Genomic DNA, 16,792 nt, shown 5'->3' on the forward strand with positions numbered 1-16,792 from the left:
CACATGACACTGATGATGATAATTCTGGCCATCTGCGGCGGCGCGACGCTGAGCATACAGGCCGCAATTAATGGGCAGCTCGGCAGCAGCGTGGGCGTTTTCAAGAGCGCGTTTCTAACGTTTTCCGTCGGCGCGCTGGTGACCGCCCTGCTCATTTTCTTCTTTGAGCCTAAGCAGGCGGTCACGCTGCTGGACGTGCCGAAATGGCAGCTCCTCGGGGCGATGTTTGGCGTGCCCTATATCGTGATAATGGTGCTCGCCGTACAGCGGATCGGCACCGCTGTCGCCACGGTGGCGGTGATATTCGGCCAGCTCGCCATGAGTATGCTGATTGATAACTTTGGCTGGCTGGGCAATCCCGCCATTTCGTTTTCACCGAGCCGTCTGAGCGCGGTGGTATGCCTGGGGATTGCCCTGTACTTCATCTACTCCAGCAGCAAAACCGGCAGCGTCCGCGACTAAGCTGAGGTCTTACGGGTAAAGAACAGCGTCACCGTGGCGACGGTGACGCCCAGTTTCTTCATCTCGGTTTTATTAAACAGATGGTTCTCATCCTGCAGGTACATCCAGTCGTCAAAGTTCAGTAGCCAGGTGCTGCCGTTGGCCTTCACGTTCATGCTGTAATGCCAGTTGAACGCGTTGCCGGCGGCCTGCCCCGTTGCTACCCCTTCAATATCCCCCGCCGTGCCTTCGTAGCGATCGCTTCCCACGCGGCGGATATGCCAGACCCGCTGCTGCTTCTCGCCATCGTCGTACACAAAGTGCTCGTTCAGCGTCAGCGTATCGCCGATAACGTCCCCGGCAATCTCAACGTGAAAGCGGCGGATCTGCTTGCCGCTGCGATCCTGTACCATCCCCCACGCTTCGGTTTTGCCCTGGAAGAAGTGGAAGATATCCAGCCGCGGCTGCTGCTGGCGATACTCGGTCACCTCCGTGCTACAGCCTGCCAGCAGCATCGTCAATGCCAGCGCCATCATCAGGATACGTTTCATTTTTGGCCTCCGATTAACTGCTGACGCAGCTCAGGGTATTGCGTGCGAGGATCGAGCCAGATGGCCAGGAAGCGGGTGCTGAACGCTTCTGACTGACGCGGTCCGAGTGGAATAAAGGCTTTTTGCGCCGCTGACGCGCGATACCAGAACTGCCCCTGCCCGTCGTCGAGCACAAACGCCAGCTGTGCGCCCGGCCGGACATCCGGCCACAGAGAGCGGAGCATCTGTAACCAGGCTTCGCTTCGGGGTTCCCGTTGCAGGATCCCCTGCGCCTGCCACTGGTCGCGGGTCGCCTCGACAAGCTCATCGCGATCGATATCGCGCGCATAGGTAATAATCAGCGCCTGATCCTGGTTCTCCCGACCGTAACGCCCGTCCGGCGTACGCAGCTGGGAGGTATAGACGGTGAATGGCCCCCAGGTGAGCGTGGCGTCCCCCACCTTCCGCCACCCCAGCCAGTCGGTGGCCTGGGCAACAGGAACAACCAGCGTCAGACAAAGCAACAAAACCGCAGCTCTCATTTTTGTCTCCCCATCAGCAGGTGGAAAAACAGCATCAACACCAGCCAGCCCGGCGCCATCCAGCTGACGACGATAAAGGTCGGCTCCAGAAACGTGATGGCACCCAGCCGCTCGCCAATCAGGTACGCCACCGGCCCTCCCACGGCGGCCAGCAGGGTGAGCAGCCAGCCGGGCAACGTGGTGGTGCGCGTAAGCTGCGTCCAGACGGTGGCGAACATCAGCCATAATGCCACCATCCATAGCGGCATCAGGGCATCACCCGTGAAGGCGATCAGCCCCGTCAGCGCCCAGAGCGTATCCAGCAAACTGCCCGCCGCGGCCAGCCCAATGGCGTAAAAACGGTATACAGACGGCAAGAGCAGGCACGCCAGGATCGCCAGCCCGAGCCAGATAATCAGGCCCTGTTCGCGAAAGAGCACCACCAGCGCCCAGTAGAGATCGAACGCGACGGCCAGCAGGAAGACCTGAAGATATCGTCTCATACGCGCTCTGCGGTCAGCTGCACCACGCTAATGGTGCGGGCGTTAAACCCGGCTTCACAGTAGCCAAAGTAATAAAGCCACATGCGGCGGAACCGCTCATCAAAGCCGAGCTTTTCAATCTCCTGCCAGGCGTGGACAAAGCGCTGCCGCCAGTGCGCCAGCGTGCGGGCGTAGTCCGGCCCCATGTCGAAGAGATTGCGCACCACGAAATCGGTGTGGCGCGTCATCAGCTCGTTCATGGCGGTGATGCTCGGCAGGAAGCCGCCGGGGAAAATGTAGCGCTGAATAAAATCGACGCTTTTGCTGTAGTCGCGATAGCGCTGGTCCTGAATGGTGATGGCCTGAATCGCCATTCGTCCACCCTGGCGCAGCCGCGCCTGACAGGTCCGGAAGAATGTAGGCAGATAGCGCTGCCCGACGGCTTCAATCATCTCTATTGAGACCAGCTTGTCGTACTGCCCGGTGAGGTCGCGATAGTCGCAGAGCAGCACCTCAACACGATCCTGCAACCCGGCGCGGGCGATCCGCTCGGTTGCCCAGACGTATTGCTCCTGCGACAGCGTGGTGGTAGTCACCCGACAGCCATAATGACGGGCCGCGTATTCCGCCATCGCCCCCCAGCCGGTGCCGATTTCCAGCAGGTGGTCGGCCTCGCTAAGCGCCAGCTGGTCGCACAGGCGCGCCATTTTGGCCTGCTGAGCCGTCGTGAGATCCTGCTCGTCTGCGGTAAAGAGCGCGCTGGAGTAAAGCAGTTCCCTGTCCAGAAAATGGGCATAGAAGGTGTTGCCCAGGTCGTAGTGGGCGGCAATATTTTCACGCGCCTGCGCGCGGGAGTTACGCCGCGTCCAGTGGCGCAAACGCTCCAGCGGTCGGCCAAGCAGCCGGAACCCTTTCTCAAGACGGCCAAGCACCTCGCCGTTGAGGGCCAGGATTTGCAGAAGCGGCGTGAGCTGCGCGGTTTCCCATTCGCCGTCCATCCAGGCTTCAGCGGCGGCAAGGCTCCCGCCCGTTAAGACGCGCCAGTAGACGGCGGGCGTGAGGATCTGCACGTCGGCGTGCAGCGCGGAGGATGTCTCGCCAAAATGGAAGGTCTGCGCCCCTTCACGCAGGGTGAGCGAACCACCGCGGATGCCGCTTAACAGACGAAACAGCAGCCATCGCGCGAGGCGGACGTTGCGCGGGATATCGGGTTCTAACGCAAAGACGGGATCGGTCATGAGCGTTCACTCCTGCTGACGGGATGGTTATACAGCGGCACGCGCTTGAGCCACAGCCTCAGCGCCTGCCAGTAAATGGCGAAAACGGTTTTCAGGGTCATAAGCGGGATGCGCAGCAGCAGCGCGCGCAGTGCCGGACGGGTCAGCGGCTCCCGGCGCAGGGCGAGCGTGGCGTCGAACACCTTCGCTTCCTGATGATTTTCAATGTGCATATGCAGCGTGTTATCCGGATCGTTGAAGCGCCAGTGGTAGATCATGTCCATCGGGTTGAAGGGGGAAACGTGAAACGCTTTTTCCGTGGGCTGGGCATGTTGCCCGTCGACCGCGTAATAATGACGCTCGTTCCACGGCGTGTTGCGAACCTCCGCCAGTACCCAGCGCAGAGTCCCCTTCCCGTCATAGCAGTAGTAAAAGTTGACCGGGTTAAAATGGAACCCGAAATACCGCAACTGCGTCAGAAGCATGACCCGCCCGTCCGGCCGTTCCCCGGTCAGGCTCTCCAGCCTGCTGAGCACGTTCTCTTTGAGCGGCGTGCCGAGCGGATAGTCCGCGTCATGGAACGCGGCGGCGGCAAAGCGATTGCGGCGCACGCCGACAGACGCCAGCAGCGGCAGCTCATCAAGATCCAGCCAGGCCATAAAGACGCTGTAGCGAAATTCATGGGTTTTCGGCTGAAGGCGGCGGTGGCGCAATACGCCGTGATAGAGGCAGCTGTTCATCTCAGTTCCCCTCTCCGGCCGCTATCGCGTTGACCACGTCCAGCGCGCTGCGCACGCCGTCTTCATGAAAACCGTTGTACCAATAGGCTCCGCAGAACCAGCTCCGCCGGTGACCGTTGATCTCGCCGCGCCGCGCCTGCGCCCGCCAGCTTTGCGGGTTAAACAGCGGATGCTCATAAACGAAGCGTTGCAGAACGAAGCGCTCATCCACCGCCGCGTCCGGGTTCAGGGTGACGCAGAACAGCGGGCTGCCCGCAGGCAGCCCCTGCAGAATGTTCATGTTGTAGGTCACACAGGCGCTGGCCTGCTCCTGCGCGCTCAGCCGGTAATTCCAGCTCGCCCAGGCGCGCGGCCGCACCGGCAGCCAGAGTGGGTCGCTGTGCAACACCACCTCGTTGCGCTGCCAGCCGATATCGCCCAGCACCTCGCGCTCTGCGGAGGTCGGGTCGTCAAGCATCGCCAGAGCACTGCCGGAGTGGCAGGCAAATATCACCTGGTCGAAGGTATGGCTGCCGTTTTCAAGCTGGAGCGTGACCCCGTCCTCGTGGCGGCTCACCCGCTGAACCGGTGAATTGAGATGCAGCGTCAGCCGATCGCCCAGTTTGTCCAGCATCGCGCGGATATACTCTCGCGAGCCGCCCGGCACCACGTACCACTGCGGGCGATGGGTGATATCCAGCAGACCGTGGTTTTGGAAGAAACGTAAAAAAAGCGGCAGCGGGAAACGCTTCATCTCCTGCAGCGAGGATGACCAGATGGCGGCCCCCATCGGCAGAATATAGTGGCGCGCAAAAAACGGCGTAAAGCCGTGCTGGTCCAGAAACGTCTGCAGCGTGGCGTTCGGGTCCACTTCCCCGTCCAGCGCCTGTTTTGCCAGACGATTGAAGCGGACGATTTCACCGAGCAGCCGCCAGAATGTCGGATTGACGAGATTTCGGCGCTGGGCAAACAGCGACGTCAGGGTGTGACCGTTGTATTCCAGACCCGTCTCGGGGTTGTGTACTGAAAAGCTCATCTGGGTTTTTTGCCCGCTGATACCCAGCTCGCTGAGCAGGCCCATAAAGCGCGGATAGGTGCGGTCGTTGTAGACGATAAACCCGGTATCGATCGCGTATGTCCCCTGTGGCGTCGTCACGTCAACCGTTGCGGTATGGCCGCCCGGTGTGGATCCCGCTTCAAACAGGGTCACCTGATGGTGCCCGGCCAGTCGCCAGGCGCACGTCAGCCCGGTAATGCCGCTGCCGATAATTGCAATGTTCATGAACGCACCATCCTGCGCAGCAGCGTGCGCTGAAGAAAAGCAGGCAGCCCTGAGAGCAGCCGCAAAATGAAGCCAAATCCGGCAGGAAACGCGATGTGCATTTTCCCGGCCGCCAGCCCGATACGGATCGCCTTCACCGCCTCATCGACGGTCACCCGACCCGGCATGGCAAAATCGTTTTTCCGCGTCAGGGGCGTATCGACGAAGCCCGGAGAGACAACCGTGACGGTAATCCCTTTTGGCTCCCAGTCCAGGCGCAGGCTTTCGGCAAACCAGCTCAGCGCCGCTTTGGACGCACCGTAGGCCTCTGCGCGGGGGAAAGGCAGCCAGTGGGCCATCGAGCTCACCAGCACCACGCCGTTGCCTCGAACCAGCTGCGGCTGCAGCGCCTCAAGGCAGTTCACCGGCCCGAGGAAATTGGTGTTCATGACCCGCTCCACCAGCGCTGCATCCACCACGCCACCGTCGAGGTATTCGCAGGTACCGGCGCAGAGAATAATCAGATCGGCGTAGCTGCCGGTCAGCGCCTGTCGGCAGGCCTCCCGGTCCGTCATATCGAACAGGCGAACGGTGAGATTGGGGCAGGTCTGATGCAGCGCTTCCAGACGCGCCGGATCGCGCCCGCAGGCAATCACATGATAGCCGTCAGCGGAGAAGGATTTCGCCAGCCCGGCGCCAATGCCCGAACTTGCACCGGTAATCAGTACCGTCTTCATGATTTGACCCTCCGCTTCACGCCGCGTACCGCCCAGCCCAGCAGAGGAAGATGTTCGTAGATCATCTCTCCCGCATCGTAGTAGTCGCGCTGGTGGGTGATGAGATCGTTTTCCGTCTCCACCACCGAGCACCCCGGCAGATCGAGCGGTTCGCCTCCGGCAATGCGCGGATGCGACCAGTGCATCACCCAAGTGACAACAAACCGGTTCCCGCTGCAGAGCGGCGGGTCGATAGAAAAACGGCAGTTCTCGACGTTGGCCAGCAGATGGGTGAAATAGCGCTGAAGCGCAAAGATACCGTCGTGCTCGCCGAACGGATCGACAAGCGTGGCATTTGAATGGTAAAGCCCGACCAGCGCGGACGGCGGCTGGCTATCCAGTGCGGCGTAGTACTCAACAAACCGACTCACGACAGAGGGCAAAGTGCTCATGGGTCACATCCTGGCTGTAAACAACGTGGCGTAATCGCATACTTAAAACTTACACAATTAACGTTATTTGTCCAAGTTTGTGCAAGTTTATTTTTTATTACCCATAAATATCAACAAGTTGAGAACTCAATCATTTGACGGTTTTGTAGGCCGGGTAAGGCGTAGCCGCCACCCGGCTTTCACTTTCAGGTTATCCTTAAGGCAAATTCAGCGGTCATCTTCCAGGCTTATCCTTTTTATTCATAAGGATGCCTGACATGAAACGTTTCTTTCTCTCCCTCTTCTCAAGCCCGGAATCCTTACTGCAGGTGATGAGTCAGCAGGAAATTATTGAAGCCGTGGAAGATGGCGACCGCATCATTATCGACCAGGACGGGAACGCCTCGGTGAACTACAAGAGCAACGAGGTGCGGCAGGACTTTCTGCGTCACGTTAACGCGCTGAAGAGGGCCTGATATGGGAACGGCGATATTTATGGTGCTGATGGTCTGCGGGTACTGGTACACCAGCCGCGACCTGTCGACCCGCTTTAAAATCAAGCGTTCCTTTGGCTGGGACGTCTATTTTCTCGTTGCGCTTTACGGCTGTATTTTTGTTCTGCAGGGGGTGATTGCTACGGGGCTGCTCTGGCTGCTGCTGCTCACCCTTTCCGCCGCCAACAACGCTTTCCACTTTGCCTCACCGAAATACACCGACTGGCAAATCGACTTTATGAACTGGAGTTTTTTAGGCATTCAGGCACCGGTGGTGGTGATGCTGGCGTTTGCCATTTTGTTTTGCCTCTACCGCTCTAACTGGGCAGGCAGCGCCAGGCTGGATGGCGAGAGTCGGAAAAAGCTCTACAAACGGCTTGCGCAGGCGAGCGGGATTGAACAACTGCTCTATCAGTGTATGGAGCAAGGCGAACTGGCGCAGGTCACGCTCCGCTCGAGGCGGATATACGTGGGTATGATCCACACCGCGACGCTGGAATATGAAAAAACGGCCAATATCGTGCTGATCCCAATGTTGAGCGGGTACCGGGATGCGAAGACGATGAACCTGCGCATCGAGAATAATTACAGCCGGTGGTATGCGGAGCATGACATTACGCTCGACTCGGAACCACGCAGCGCCATGTCATTCCGCAAGGTGATTTTACTCAATCAGATTGAGAGCATCTCGCTGTTCGATCCCGCCAGCGCCAGCGCGCTGTCGCTGGCACAGCGGGACGAGAGCCCTGGCCCTAAAGAGACATCCCCATAATTCTGAGTATGCTCTGCTGTGTGGCAGTTTCGAAAAGGACGTTCTTAATGCAGAGCATGCCCTGCTTCTGGTAGAACCGGTACGCTCCTGCGTTCTGCTCAAGCACTTCCAGCCAGAGAGAGTCCTTTCCCCTGCTCCGGGCCATGTCGATAATTTTATGGAACATGTCCTGACCATAGTGCTTGCCGGTCTCAGCAGGATCGAGGTAGAGCTTGTTGAGGAGAACGCCCCTCTTGTCCGTTTCCGGAAGCATGGCGTCCCAGGTCACTTTCATGAATCCCACTGGCCGATCGGTTTCTGCCACAAACCAGGAAACATGGCTCTCGGACAGGCTCTGCTCAATGACGGAGGGGGCATACTCGGCGTTCAGAAAAGCCGTCATCTCCGCATCTGATACCCACAAATGCTGAAAATGCGCGGGATAGATACGATATCCCAACTCGCTTAATAGCGTTGAATCGGCCCCGGTGGCCTGTCGAATTCGAAGCGTCATGGAAGGTATCCCTGGTCATCACCCGCGTTGGGCATGTTGATAGAGGTCCCAGCGGTTGCCGTACATATCTTCAAACACCACCACCGTACCGTACTCTTCCTCACGCGGTTCTTCGCAGAAATGAACGCCTTTTGCCTTCATGGCATGGTAATCGCGCCAAAAATCATCCGTCTGAAGGAACAGGAAAACTCTGCCGCCGCATTGATTACCGATAAAACCTTCCTGCCTCTCGTTAGACGCACGAGCCAACAAAATGTTGCAGTCGCTTTCCGGGTTGGGTGAGACGACCACCCAGCGTTTACCCGGTTGCGGCGTATCCTCTACCAGGGTAAACCCCAGCTTGTCTGTGTAGTACTCAATGGCGCGATCGTAGTCATCAACCACAATAGCCACGCAGCCAAGGCATCGTTTCTGTGTTCTCATTTCCGTTACCTTTACTCTAAATGGTTATGCTCAGCGCTTTCCCACAGAATACGCGCGCGTGAAAATATTTTACAGACTGATCAGTCTGCTACGTACGCTCCAGGCTCAGACACACTAAAACGGGTGGGTGAAAAACCGCTTTCGATCGCGCTAATCTGCCCCTGACGAAGGGATGATGGGTGATAAAAAACATATGGAAATTATTTTGATGCGCCACGGCGAACCCGAATACAGGGGCGCGGGAAAGGTGTCGTACAGGGAAATGGCGGGATGGATCGACAACTATAACCGCTCTTCAACGGGCAGCGACAGACCTTCGGAGATGGCTCAAATCCTCGCGTACCGCGCGCTGACGTTTCTCAGCAGCCCTCTCCCGCGAGCCCTATCATCGTTGAAAACGCTGGGGTGTGAACCGGGTTTAATTGATGAGGTTTTTCGTGAAGCAGAGCTGCCGGTATTCCGTATTCCGGGGTTACGGCTATCGCCTTTTTACTGGGCAGCGCTGTTTCGCGTTCTTTGGCTCTGCGGCCTGTCTGGCGAGGCAGAGCGCGTAAGCGCCGTAAAAAAACGTGCCACTAAGGCGGCAGAAATCCTTGTGAATGTCGCGAAGGACTCTGACGGCCCCGTCTTGCTCATGGGGCACGGAATGATCAATCGGTTTATTGCGAAGGAACTGATCGCATCAGGCTGGAAAGAACAGACTTCCCCGGTAACCGGTTACTGGGGAGCGGGGGTTTACAGCCTTGTGTAAGGGCACATACTGACACCGAGGATTGTTTCATCCTCGGCGCTTGGGTCATAGCGTCTGGCCAAGGATAACGCGATCGAACAGACGGTCTCCCAACCAGAGACGCATGCGGATGAGCATCTTTGCATACTTGCCGGCTGCATAACGTGTACGCGGATGAGGGCTTTTAACGGCGCGGGCAACCAAGTCCGCAATCACCTTCGGGTCGCTGCCTCTGCCATTCCCATATGCATTTTTGACCGATTTAGCCACTTTCTCCACGAGGCGAGCGTAAGGGCCATTTGCTGAACGTTTAACTATATTGCCGCTGACCACATCACCAAAGCCTGTCTCGATTAAACCCGGTTCAACAATCACAACCTTAATGCCAAATTCAGCCACTTCAAGACGCAGACAGTCAGACCATCCCTCAAGCGCATGTTTCGTTGCGTGATACCAGGCTCCAAGAAGGGTGTAAATCTTACCCCCCATAGAGGTGATATTAATAATGTAACCGCTGCGTCTGGCGCGCATGGCCGGGATCAGCAGTTGCGTAAGGCGGGCCGCACCAAACACGTTAACCTCAAACTGATAGCGAGCTTCATCAATACCGATCTCTTCTACAGGTCCATAGAGCCCAAAACCCGCGTTGTTGACCAGTACGTCAACCCCACCTGTCTGCGACATGATGGTATTCACGGCAACCACAATGTCTTCATCACGTGAGATATCCATCCGCAGAGGGTACGCGCCAAGATGGGCGAGATCGTGCATTTTCTCAACGCTACGGGCAGCAGCGTAAACCTGATAGCCATCCTGAATAAGACGACGGGCGATGGCTTTGCCCATACCTGACGATGCACCGGTGACCAGCGCAGTTTTTTTGTCCTGAGTAAACATAGATACCTCGGTGAGTAGACTGCGGCTAGTTTGCTCTCCTTTGACCTCATGTTAACTAGCGTATCGCGCCATTTGACTCGCAAACTGCGCCATCAGAGCGATAAATACGCACGTGTTTACTCAAGACGCATGGCTGTCCTGGCCGCTTCAGGAGTCTGGCCCGTCCAGGTCATAAATGCGCGATAGAATGAGTTAGGATCTTCGAAACCCAGCAAAAACGCGATCTCATACCCGGAAAGACGCGTATTGCGAAGATAATGACGGGCCAGGTGTTCACGACACGCGTTGACAAGGTTGCGAAAGTTTTCCCCTTCCTGCTCAAGCCTTCGCTGCAGCGTGCGTTTGCTCATTCCCAGACGCTCAGCCGCTTTTTCAATAGTCGCTTCGTTACCGGGAATTAGCTCCAGGAGTACCGCTCGTACGCGCTCGGCGGTTGAAGCCCGTTCATTTAACTGACCGAGACGACGCTGCAGTTCCGGTTCAAATACCTGCCACATTCCCTCATTGACCGTTAAAAAGGGTCGAAGCGCATCGGCTGCGGAAAAGCTGATGGCGGGCTGTTCTCCGTATTGCACGTCAGCACCAAAGAAACGCGAAAAGTGGCTGTTCTGAACCGATGACGGTAGCGCAGAAACGCAGATCCGTAAGGGGTTAACCGGTTCGCGCGTTCCCAGCCGCAGAAGCTTGAGCAGGAAGCCCAACTCTGCCACCTGGAGAAACGGCGGAATAATTGTCGCAAAAAGCCAGCGCGGTGAGACGGTAAGGTTGCCGTTTTGGTCGACCGTTGTCTCCAGAACCATCGGAGCAATAAGCTGTTTATATCTGGCCAGACGCTGGACAGCCTGCATCATATTGCTGCTACACAGTGCGGCAAAAAGGGGCGGATCAAACACATCCGCAGAGATCAACTCAATGAGCGGGACGGGAAAGGCAGGATCGTTCGTTTCAGCCTCCAGCGCATTCCAGAAACGAATGTATTCATTCGTATCGAGTCCCCGCGCTTTTTGTAAAAAGAGATCGTCAGGTAATCCTGCCCTGCGGAGGATGCGTTCTGGCTCAAGCCCCGCGTCTTTCAGCAGCGTTTTCCAGCTTATATCGAGAGCGAAAGTACGGTTATAGGCCATTTGCTCATTCCGGTGTGAAGGTTATTCAACGCTTAGTGTTGTTGTGTTGCTGCGTTTGTCAGTCGTCTCAGGTGTAAACATTATTTGCCCCCTAAAAACGCTGCTTCTAGTGCCCTCTTCAACGACCTGATGACCTCATCCGTCTCCATTCCCATCTGCGCATGAATAATGGCGCCGTCAATGAGCAGCATGATTTCATTGACGACGCGCTCATCCGCAATCGTCGTCAGCAACGCAATAATCTTCTTTGTTTCGATTTTATGATCGCGGCATATCGCTTTTATTTCGCTTTCAATATCTTCGGATTTGGCTTCGGCGCTGGCATTAATAAACGCACAGCCGTGGAACTCAGGCGAAATAAACCATTCATAAAGGGTAGCCGATAGAGCGTCCGCAGGCGTCTGGCCTTCAACGAGATGTCGACGAAGCGTGGCCTCAAACCAGTTAATCCATATTTCATGTCGATAGTGTAAATAGGCGAGAATAAGCAAGCTCTTACTCGGAAAATGGCGATAAAACGTCACCTTCGTCACTTTCGCCTCTTTAATCAGCGTATCCACCCCCGTCGCTCTGAAGCCTGTGGAATAAAACAGATCGTGGGCCGTCAGTAATATTTTATCCCTGACGCTTATTTTTTTATCGTTGTTTTCGGATTCAGCTTTCATTTGTCGATGGCCTCAAAACGGATGTTGACAGCGTTATTTTTCAGGCATAGATTAGCGCAAGTAGACAGACTTGTCTACATAATCACATAACGAGGTAATTGCCATGAACACACGTCCTCCCTTACCGCCCTTCACACGTGAAAGCGCTATTGAAAAAGTCAGGCTGGCAGAAGATGGCTGGAACAGCCGCGATCCGGCGAACGTTGCGCTGGCCTATACGCTGGATACCCAATGGCGCAACCGTGCAGAATTCGCCACCAACAGGGAGGAAGCGCAGGCGTTCCTGGCGCGGAAATGGAAAAAAGAGCTCGATTATCGTCTGATTAAAGAGCTGTGGGCCTTTACGGATAACCGCATCGCGGTCCGCTATGCCTATGAATGGCATGATGATTCAGGAAACTGGTTCCGCTCGTACGGCAACGAAAACTGGGAGTTCGCACCGGACGGCTTGATGAAGCGCCGCTTTGCCTGCGTTAACGATATGCCGATAAAAGAATCCGAGCGACTGTTCCACTGGCCGCTGGGCAGACGCGCGGACGATCACCCCTCGCTGAGCGATCTGGGGTTATAGGATTTTCGCATCACTCCGGGCCGCCCCGGAGTGATGACTTTACAGCGCGCCCAGCTGTTTCATCAGCGTCAGGTTGTCCTCAATATGCCAGTTCGCTGCAATTTTACCGTCACGGATTGCATAGATATCCGTGGCGATAAAATCTATTTTCTGCCCCTTTCCTTTCAGCCTGCCAAATGTCCCGGTGAATGTGCCGTAAAAATGTAAATGTGAGACCACGCGGTCGCCTGAAATTATCATCTGCTCAACGTCGCAGCGCAAATCGGGCACGGCCGTGCGAAACGCCCGCGAGGCTAAAATAGCGCCTTCCGGCCCCTGCTTACGGCCTTCCGGCGGTGTTTTATCAACAAAGTTTGCCGCCAGGGCATCACGCGCCAGAGTTTCATTACCGGTGTTCCAGAACGTGGCATATTCTCTGGCAACGGCTTCATTCGTCTTTAATTGCCCCTGGGGCAGGCTCTTGTCCACAATCAGCTGTTTCGGCTGTACTCTTTCCCCCTGTGCGGAAATAGCATTGCCCGACAGACCAGCAAAAATAAGCGCCGCGATAGCGGGACGAAAGCACGTCGTATGTTTCATGATGTCTCTCTACAGAGTGTTACGTTACCCGCAGACGATGCCCTGCGGATCACATTAATGAGGGGTCAGTTAATTAACGCCCCGCCCTCAATATCAATGACCGACCCGGTGACAAAGGGGTTGTCCATGGCGAAAAGATACCCTTGTGCGATGTCCTGCGCCCTTCCCCAGGCCTTGGCTGGCAGGGTTTCCGCCGCGCCTGCGAGCATTTTTTCCCGCGCGGCGGCGTCCATCCCCGCATACGCTTCCGTGTCGGTCAGCCCCGGACTCACGACGTTGACGCGCAGCGGGGAAAGCTCCTTCGCTAGCACTTTTGTCGCGGCCTCAATGGCGGCATTCATCGTGGTTTTTACGATGGCGCCCGCCACGGTGCGGCGCGCCACAAAGCCGCTGGTGAAGGTCAGCGTACCGCGGGGGGCGATGTTCCCGCTGAGATAGCGGGCGACATTGAGGCTTCCCCAAAATTTTGTATCAAAGGCCTCTCTTGCCGCACGGAGATCCAGTCCGGAAAGCAGCCCGCCCGGCGCCTGTGAACCCGCCGTGACGACGATATTATTGACCTCGCCCAGCGTTTCACTGAGCGCAACAAGCTCTGCCTCACGGCTGATATCGAGCACGAGAGTGCTAACAGACGCGGCATGAGCGCTCAGTCGTTGCCGTGCAGCGTCCAGTTTCGCGCTATCGCGTCCCGCAAGCATAATCTCCTCGCCGCGCCCGGCAAGCAGGGTGCCCACGGCGAAACCGATGCCGGAAGCGCCGCCGATAATTAAGGTTTTACGGGTCATCATGTTTCCTCCTGCTGGGTGTACGTTGAGTAATCGGTATAGCCCTTGGCGGTGCCGCCAAACAGCGTGGCGGGGTCGCGCACCTGGGCCAGCGGCAAGCGGTGCGCCAGCCGGTGAGGTAAATCCGGGTTGGCAATAAACGGTCGTCCGAAGGCAATCAAATCGGCATAGCCCGCCGCCAGAATTTCTTCGGCTTTGGCAAGGTCATAGTTGCCCGCGACGATCAGCGTTCCGCTGAAGGTCTCGCGAAGGGATTGACGGAAACGCTCGGGTATCTGCGGCGCGTCGTCCCAGTCGGCTTCCGCCAGGTGGATGAACGCAATCCCTTTTTGTTCGCACCAGGCCGCAAGCGCGAGTATGGCTTCAGAGACCTGCGGGTCGTTCATCCCGCGCTGGGTAATAAACGGCGAAAGACGGATGCCCGTACGTTCGTGACCAATGGCTTCGGCAATCGCGCTTAACACGTCCTGGGCGAAGCGGATCCGGTTAGCCACCGTACCGCCGTACTCGTCCGTGCGTTTGTTGGAGGTTTGGCGCAGGAACTGGTCGATCAGATAGCCGTTTCCGCCGTGGACCTCCACGCCATCAAACCCGGCCTGAACGGCATTCAAAGCGGCCTGGCGATAGTCCGCGACGATGTTCTGAATGTCCTTGCGTGATAGCGTTCTTGGCTGCGGGCAGTCAACCATCTGGCCTTCTCCACGCTCATTCACCACCCACACCTGCGCGTCCGGGGCCAGCGCTGACGGGGCGACGGGCTGACCGTCCTGGTGAAAACTGGCGTGCGACATTCGCCCAACGTGCCAGAGCTGAGAAAAAATGACCCCGTCCGCCTGATGTACGGCCCCCGTCGTGAGCTGCCATCCTGAAACCTGCTCCGGCGAATGGATGCCGGGCGTCCAGGAGTATCCCTGACCCTGAGGCGAGATTTGCGTGGCTTCGGTGATGATTAACCCCGCGCTGGCCCGCTGCCGGTAATACTCCGCCATCAGCGCGGAGGGAATGTTGCCCGGCTGAAGGGAGCGCGCTCGGGTCATCGGCGCCATGACGATACGATTTTTCAGGTCCAGCGACCCCAGCCTGTAGCGTTCAAAGAGTGAAGCAGGTTTCATGTTTTCATCCCTTATGGTTTGGATGAAATCACTTTACAGTCGGCATCTGATTTTGATAATTACGCTAAAAATAGATGCACTTTTCGGAAAAGATGAATAATGGGTAAACTCGAAGACATGGCCTTACTGGTGGCAGTTGCCGAGGCCGGGAGTCTTTCCGCCGCCGGACGTCGCCTGTCGCTTTCTCCTGCCACGATGACCGCCAGGCTGAAGGCGATTGAGGAGCGTTACCAGGCGCGCCTGTTTCATCGCTCAACGCGATCCCTCACCCTGACCCGCGCAGGGGAAGAGTTTTACCACGCCGCGCTGCGCGTGCTGGAAGAGGTGCATCACGCCGAGTCGCTGCTGACGCAAAAAGAGGGCGTGCTCAGCGGCAATATTCGCCTTTCCGCGCCCTCGGACTTTGGCAGACAGTATCTCAGCCCTGCCGTCATTGAATTTTCGCGTCACCATCCTGCCGTCAAATTTTACATCTCGCTAAAAGAACACGTTGAGGATCTGGTCGCTAACCGGCTGGATATGAGCGTGCGCTTCGGCAATTTGCCGGACAGCAGCCTTGTCGTCAGAAACATCCGCCCGAACCGTCGGGTGCTGGTTGCCTCCGGGGCGTATCTTAACGACCACGGTATCCCCGGCACGTTTGCCGATCTAGCCCGGCACCGGTGCCTGGCGCTGGAGTCTCAGGGCGTGGTGATGAACGAATGGCGCTTTGAACATGAGGGAGAGGAAAGCGTTGTTCGCGTCGAGCCCGCCATGGTGTGCGACGACGGGGCATTGCTTCGTCAGTGGGCCCTGGGCGGAGCGGGCATCGCCGGGAAATCGTGGTGGGACGTCAAAGACGACGTTGACGCCGGAAGACTCACGGTGCTGTTTGCCGACAGCTTCACCGGCTTTAGCCGCTACGATCGCAAAGATGTCGGGCTGCAGTTTGTTTACCCGCAGCGCAAGCTGCAGCCGCTTCAGGTTACGGCGTTCAGCCAGTTTTTTCTCGACTGGCTTAAAAAACATTAACGTAAAAAACAGTGATACACTTACTCCACCTGGCCGATTGTCCCGTCTTCACGACGTAGGACAGCACAACAGTAACTAAAGTACAAAATGGTCACTCGTTGCCAACCCTGGCCCGTCACGCTAAGCTTACATAATGACTAAAACTATGAACGCCCCATCAATACGTGGTCCACTTGACCATTCTGTCAGAGAGCAAATCGTCGAAGCGGCCTTTGAGCACTTCGGCCATTACGGCTATGAAAAAACCACCGTCGCCGAGCTGGCGAAATCTATCGGTTTTTCAAAATCCTACATTTATAAGTTCTTCGATTCCAAGCAGGCTATCGGCGAAGTGATCTGCGCTAACCGCCTGGAGCTGATCATGGCGGCCGTGCTTTCCGCCATTGAGGATGCGCCGTCAGCCAGCGAAAAACTCCGCCGTCTTTTTAAGTCGCTCACCGAGGCCGGCAGCGAGCTGTTTTTCCACGATCGCAAGCTCTACGACATCGCCGCCGTCGCGTCACGGGAGAAGTGGCCTTCGACGGAAAGGTATACCGAAAGCCTCCTGAAGCTGATTGAGACCATCATTATCGAAGGCAGACAGGCTGGAGAGTTCGAAAGGAAGACGCCGCTTGACGAGGTCACCTGTGCCGTTTACATGGTGATGTGCCCTTACATTAACCCCGTTCAGCTGCAGTACAACCTTGAAACTGCCCCAACGGCGGCGGTACTTCTCTCCTCACTGATTTTAAGAAGCCTGGCTCCCTGATTAGTGACCATTGACTTTATTGGTCACTAATCACAGAATGCGGAAACTGTCCTGTTACTTCAAAAGGGTT

Annotated in this window: 23 protein-coding genes; 7 read left to right on the forward strand and 16 right to left on the reverse strand. The window is 56.8% G+C overall.

Translation table 11 applies throughout. The annotated features are described in order from the left end of the window. The first annotated feature begins 3 nt into the window (after positions 1–3). The gene (locus B498_RS06255) at positions 4–462 is read left to right on the forward strand and encodes a DMT family transporter (RefSeq protein ID WP_008502322.1); all 459 of its coding nucleotides are present in this window, start codon (positions 4–6) and stop codon (positions 460–462) included. On the opposite strand, the gene B498_RS06250 is transcribed toward B498_RS06255, so the two are convergent. Genes B498_RS06250 through B498_RS06215 form a run of 8 tightly spaced genes read right to left on the reverse strand, consistent with a single transcriptional unit; the run spans position 459 to position 6,339 of the window. Beyond that, the gene (locus tag B498_RS06250; RefSeq protein ID WP_008502323.1) at positions 459–992 is read right to left on the reverse strand and encodes a DUF3833 domain-containing protein; all 534 of its coding nucleotides are present in this window, start codon (positions 990–992) and stop codon (positions 459–461) included. The two genes, B498_RS06255 and B498_RS06250, sit on opposite strands and share 4 nt — an antisense overlap. Continuing rightward, on the reverse strand, positions 989–1,513 hold the full coding sequence (locus B498_RS06245) for a hypothetical protein (RefSeq protein ID WP_008502324.1): 525 nt from the start codon (positions 1,511–1,513) through the stop codon (positions 989–991). Before B498_RS06245 ends, B498_RS06250 begins: the two co-directional genes overlap by 4 nt. Next, the gene (locus B498_RS06240; protein ID WP_008502325.1) at positions 1,510–1,995 is read right to left on the reverse strand and encodes a DUF2878 domain-containing protein; all 486 of its coding nucleotides are present in this window, start codon (positions 1,993–1,995) and stop codon (positions 1,510–1,512) included. The genes B498_RS06245 and B498_RS06240 overlap by 4 nt, the downstream gene beginning before the upstream one ends. After that, a complete protein-coding gene (locus B498_RS06235; protein ID WP_008502326.1) occupies positions 1,992–3,212 on the reverse strand; it encodes an SAM-dependent methyltransferase in 1,221 nt (406 codons plus the stop codon). Before B498_RS06235 ends, B498_RS06240 begins: the two co-directional genes overlap by 4 nt. Next, complete coding sequence (locus B498_RS06230) at positions 3,209–3,931, reverse strand: DUF1365 domain-containing protein (protein WP_008502327.1); 723 nt, start codon at positions 3,929–3,931, stop codon at positions 3,209–3,211. The genes B498_RS06235 and B498_RS06230 overlap by 4 nt, the downstream gene beginning before the upstream one ends. 1 nt (position 3,932) lies before the next feature. Then, positions 3,933–5,192 (reverse strand): NAD(P)/FAD-dependent oxidoreductase, encoded by a 1,260-nt coding sequence (locus tag B498_RS06225; protein ID WP_008502328.1) that lies wholly within the window; start codon positions 5,190–5,192, stop codon positions 3,933–3,935. Beyond that, entirely contained in the window at positions 5,189–5,908 is a 720-nt protein-coding gene (locus tag B498_RS06220; protein ID WP_008502329.1) for an SDR family NAD(P)-dependent oxidoreductase, read from the reverse strand. Before B498_RS06220 ends, B498_RS06225 begins: the two co-directional genes overlap by 4 nt. Then, complete coding sequence (locus tag B498_RS06215) at positions 5,905–6,339, reverse strand: nuclear transport factor 2 family protein (protein WP_008502330.1); 435 nt, start codon at positions 6,337–6,339, stop codon at positions 5,905–5,907. The genes B498_RS06220 and B498_RS06215 overlap by 4 nt, the downstream gene beginning before the upstream one ends. Positions 6,340–6,596: 257 nt before the next feature. On the opposite strand from B498_RS06215, the gene B498_RS06210 reads away from it, so the two are divergent. Together B498_RS06210 and B498_RS06205 are read left to right on the forward strand one after the other, a co-directional pair. After that, the gene (locus B498_RS06210) at positions 6,597–6,794 is read left to right on the forward strand and encodes a hypothetical protein (protein ID WP_008502331.1); all 198 of its coding nucleotides are present in this window, start codon (positions 6,597–6,599) and stop codon (positions 6,792–6,794) included. 1 nt (position 6,795) lies between these two features. Then, positions 6,796–7,584 carry a hypothetical protein gene (locus B498_RS06205; protein WP_008502332.1) on the forward strand — a complete coding sequence of 263 codons (789 nt, stop codon included), beginning with the start codon at positions 6,796–6,798 and terminating at the stop codon, positions 7,582–7,584. Here B498_RS06205 and B498_RS06200 read toward each other — a convergent pair. Both B498_RS06200 and B498_RS06195 read right to left on the reverse strand, forming a co-directional pair. Then, complete coding sequence (locus B498_RS06200) at positions 7,565–8,077, reverse strand: GNAT family N-acetyltransferase (RefSeq protein ID WP_008502333.1); 513 nt, start codon at positions 8,075–8,077, stop codon at positions 7,565–7,567. The genes B498_RS06205 and B498_RS06200 overlap by 20 nt on opposite strands. Positions 8,078–8,095: 18 nt before the next feature. Further along, positions 8,096–8,500: a VOC family protein gene (locus B498_RS06195; RefSeq protein ID WP_008502334.1), complete on the reverse strand. Its 405-nt coding sequence runs from the start codon at positions 8,498–8,500 to the stop codon at positions 8,096–8,098. Between the two features lie 172 nt (positions 8,501–8,672). Here B498_RS06195 and B498_RS06190 point away from each other — a divergent pair, with 172 nt between their 5' ends. Beyond that, entirely contained in the window at positions 8,673–9,251 is a 579-nt protein-coding gene (locus B498_RS06190; RefSeq protein WP_237716806.1) for a histidine phosphatase family protein, read from the forward strand. A 45-nt stretch (positions 9,252–9,296) separates the two neighbouring features. Here B498_RS06190 and B498_RS06185 read toward each other — a convergent pair whose 3' ends face one another. The 3 genes from B498_RS06185 to B498_RS06175 all read right to left on the reverse strand — a co-directional run bounded on the left by B498_RS06185 (position 9,297) and on the right by B498_RS06175 (position 11,916). After that, the gene (locus B498_RS06185; protein WP_008502336.1) at positions 9,297–10,127 is read right to left on the reverse strand and encodes an oxidoreductase; all 831 of its coding nucleotides are present in this window, start codon (positions 10,125–10,127) and stop codon (positions 9,297–9,299) included. A 116-nt stretch (positions 10,128–10,243) separates the two neighbouring features. Next, positions 10,244–11,251, reverse strand: coding sequence for an AraC family transcriptional regulator (locus tag B498_RS06180; protein ID WP_008502337.1), 1,008 nt, complete (start codon positions 11,249–11,251; stop codon positions 10,244–10,246). Between the two features lie 80 nt (positions 11,252–11,331). After that, on the reverse strand, positions 11,332–11,916 hold the full coding sequence (locus tag B498_RS06175; protein ID WP_008502338.1) for a TetR/AcrR family transcriptional regulator: 585 nt from the start codon (positions 11,914–11,916) through the stop codon (positions 11,332–11,334). Positions 11,917–12,019: 103 nt separating this feature from the next. Here B498_RS06175 and B498_RS06170 point away from each other — a divergent pair, with 103 nt between their 5' ends. Beyond that, on the forward strand, positions 12,020–12,487 hold the full coding sequence (locus B498_RS06170; protein ID WP_008502339.1) for a DUF1348 family protein: 468 nt from the start codon (positions 12,020–12,022) through the stop codon (positions 12,485–12,487). A gap of 39 nt (positions 12,488–12,526) precedes the next feature. Here B498_RS06170 and B498_RS06165 read toward each other — a convergent pair whose 3' ends face one another. The 3 genes from B498_RS06165 to B498_RS06155 form a co-directional block, all read right to left on the reverse strand. Then, positions 12,527–13,066 carry an ester cyclase gene (locus tag B498_RS06165; protein WP_008502340.1) on the reverse strand — a complete coding sequence of 180 codons (540 nt, stop codon included), beginning with the start codon at positions 13,064–13,066 and terminating at the stop codon, positions 12,527–12,529. Positions 13,067–13,131: 65 nt separating this feature from the next. Continuing rightward, positions 13,132–13,854, reverse strand: coding sequence for an SDR family oxidoreductase (locus tag B498_RS06160; RefSeq protein ID WP_008502341.1), 723 nt, complete (start codon positions 13,852–13,854; stop codon positions 13,132–13,134). Further along, positions 13,851–14,963 (reverse strand): alkene reductase, encoded by a 1,113-nt coding sequence (locus tag B498_RS06155; RefSeq protein WP_008502342.1) that lies wholly within the window; start codon positions 14,961–14,963, stop codon positions 13,851–13,853. The genes B498_RS06160 and B498_RS06155 overlap by 4 nt, the downstream gene beginning before the upstream one ends. Positions 14,964–15,062: 99 nt before the next feature. On the opposite strand from B498_RS06155, the gene B498_RS06150 reads away from it, so the two are divergent. Both B498_RS06150 and B498_RS06145 read left to right on the forward strand, forming a co-directional pair. Then, positions 15,063–15,974, forward strand: a complete 912-nt coding sequence (locus B498_RS06150) for a LysR family transcriptional regulator (RefSeq protein ID WP_008502343.1) — start codon at positions 15,063–15,065, stop codon at positions 15,972–15,974. Positions 15,975–16,107: 133 nt separating this feature from the next. Beyond that, positions 16,108–16,722 carry a TetR/AcrR family transcriptional regulator gene (locus B498_RS06145; protein ID WP_032622997.1) on the forward strand — a complete coding sequence of 205 codons (615 nt, stop codon included), beginning with the start codon at positions 16,108–16,110 and terminating at the stop codon, positions 16,720–16,722. Positions 16,723–16,792: the final 70 nt, after the last annotated feature.

The organism is Enterobacter sp. SST3 (assembly GCF_000286655.1).
In the GTDB taxonomy this organism is placed as follows: Bacteria; Pseudomonadota; Gammaproteobacteria; order Enterobacterales; family Enterobacteriaceae; genus Enterobacter; species Enterobacter roggenkampii.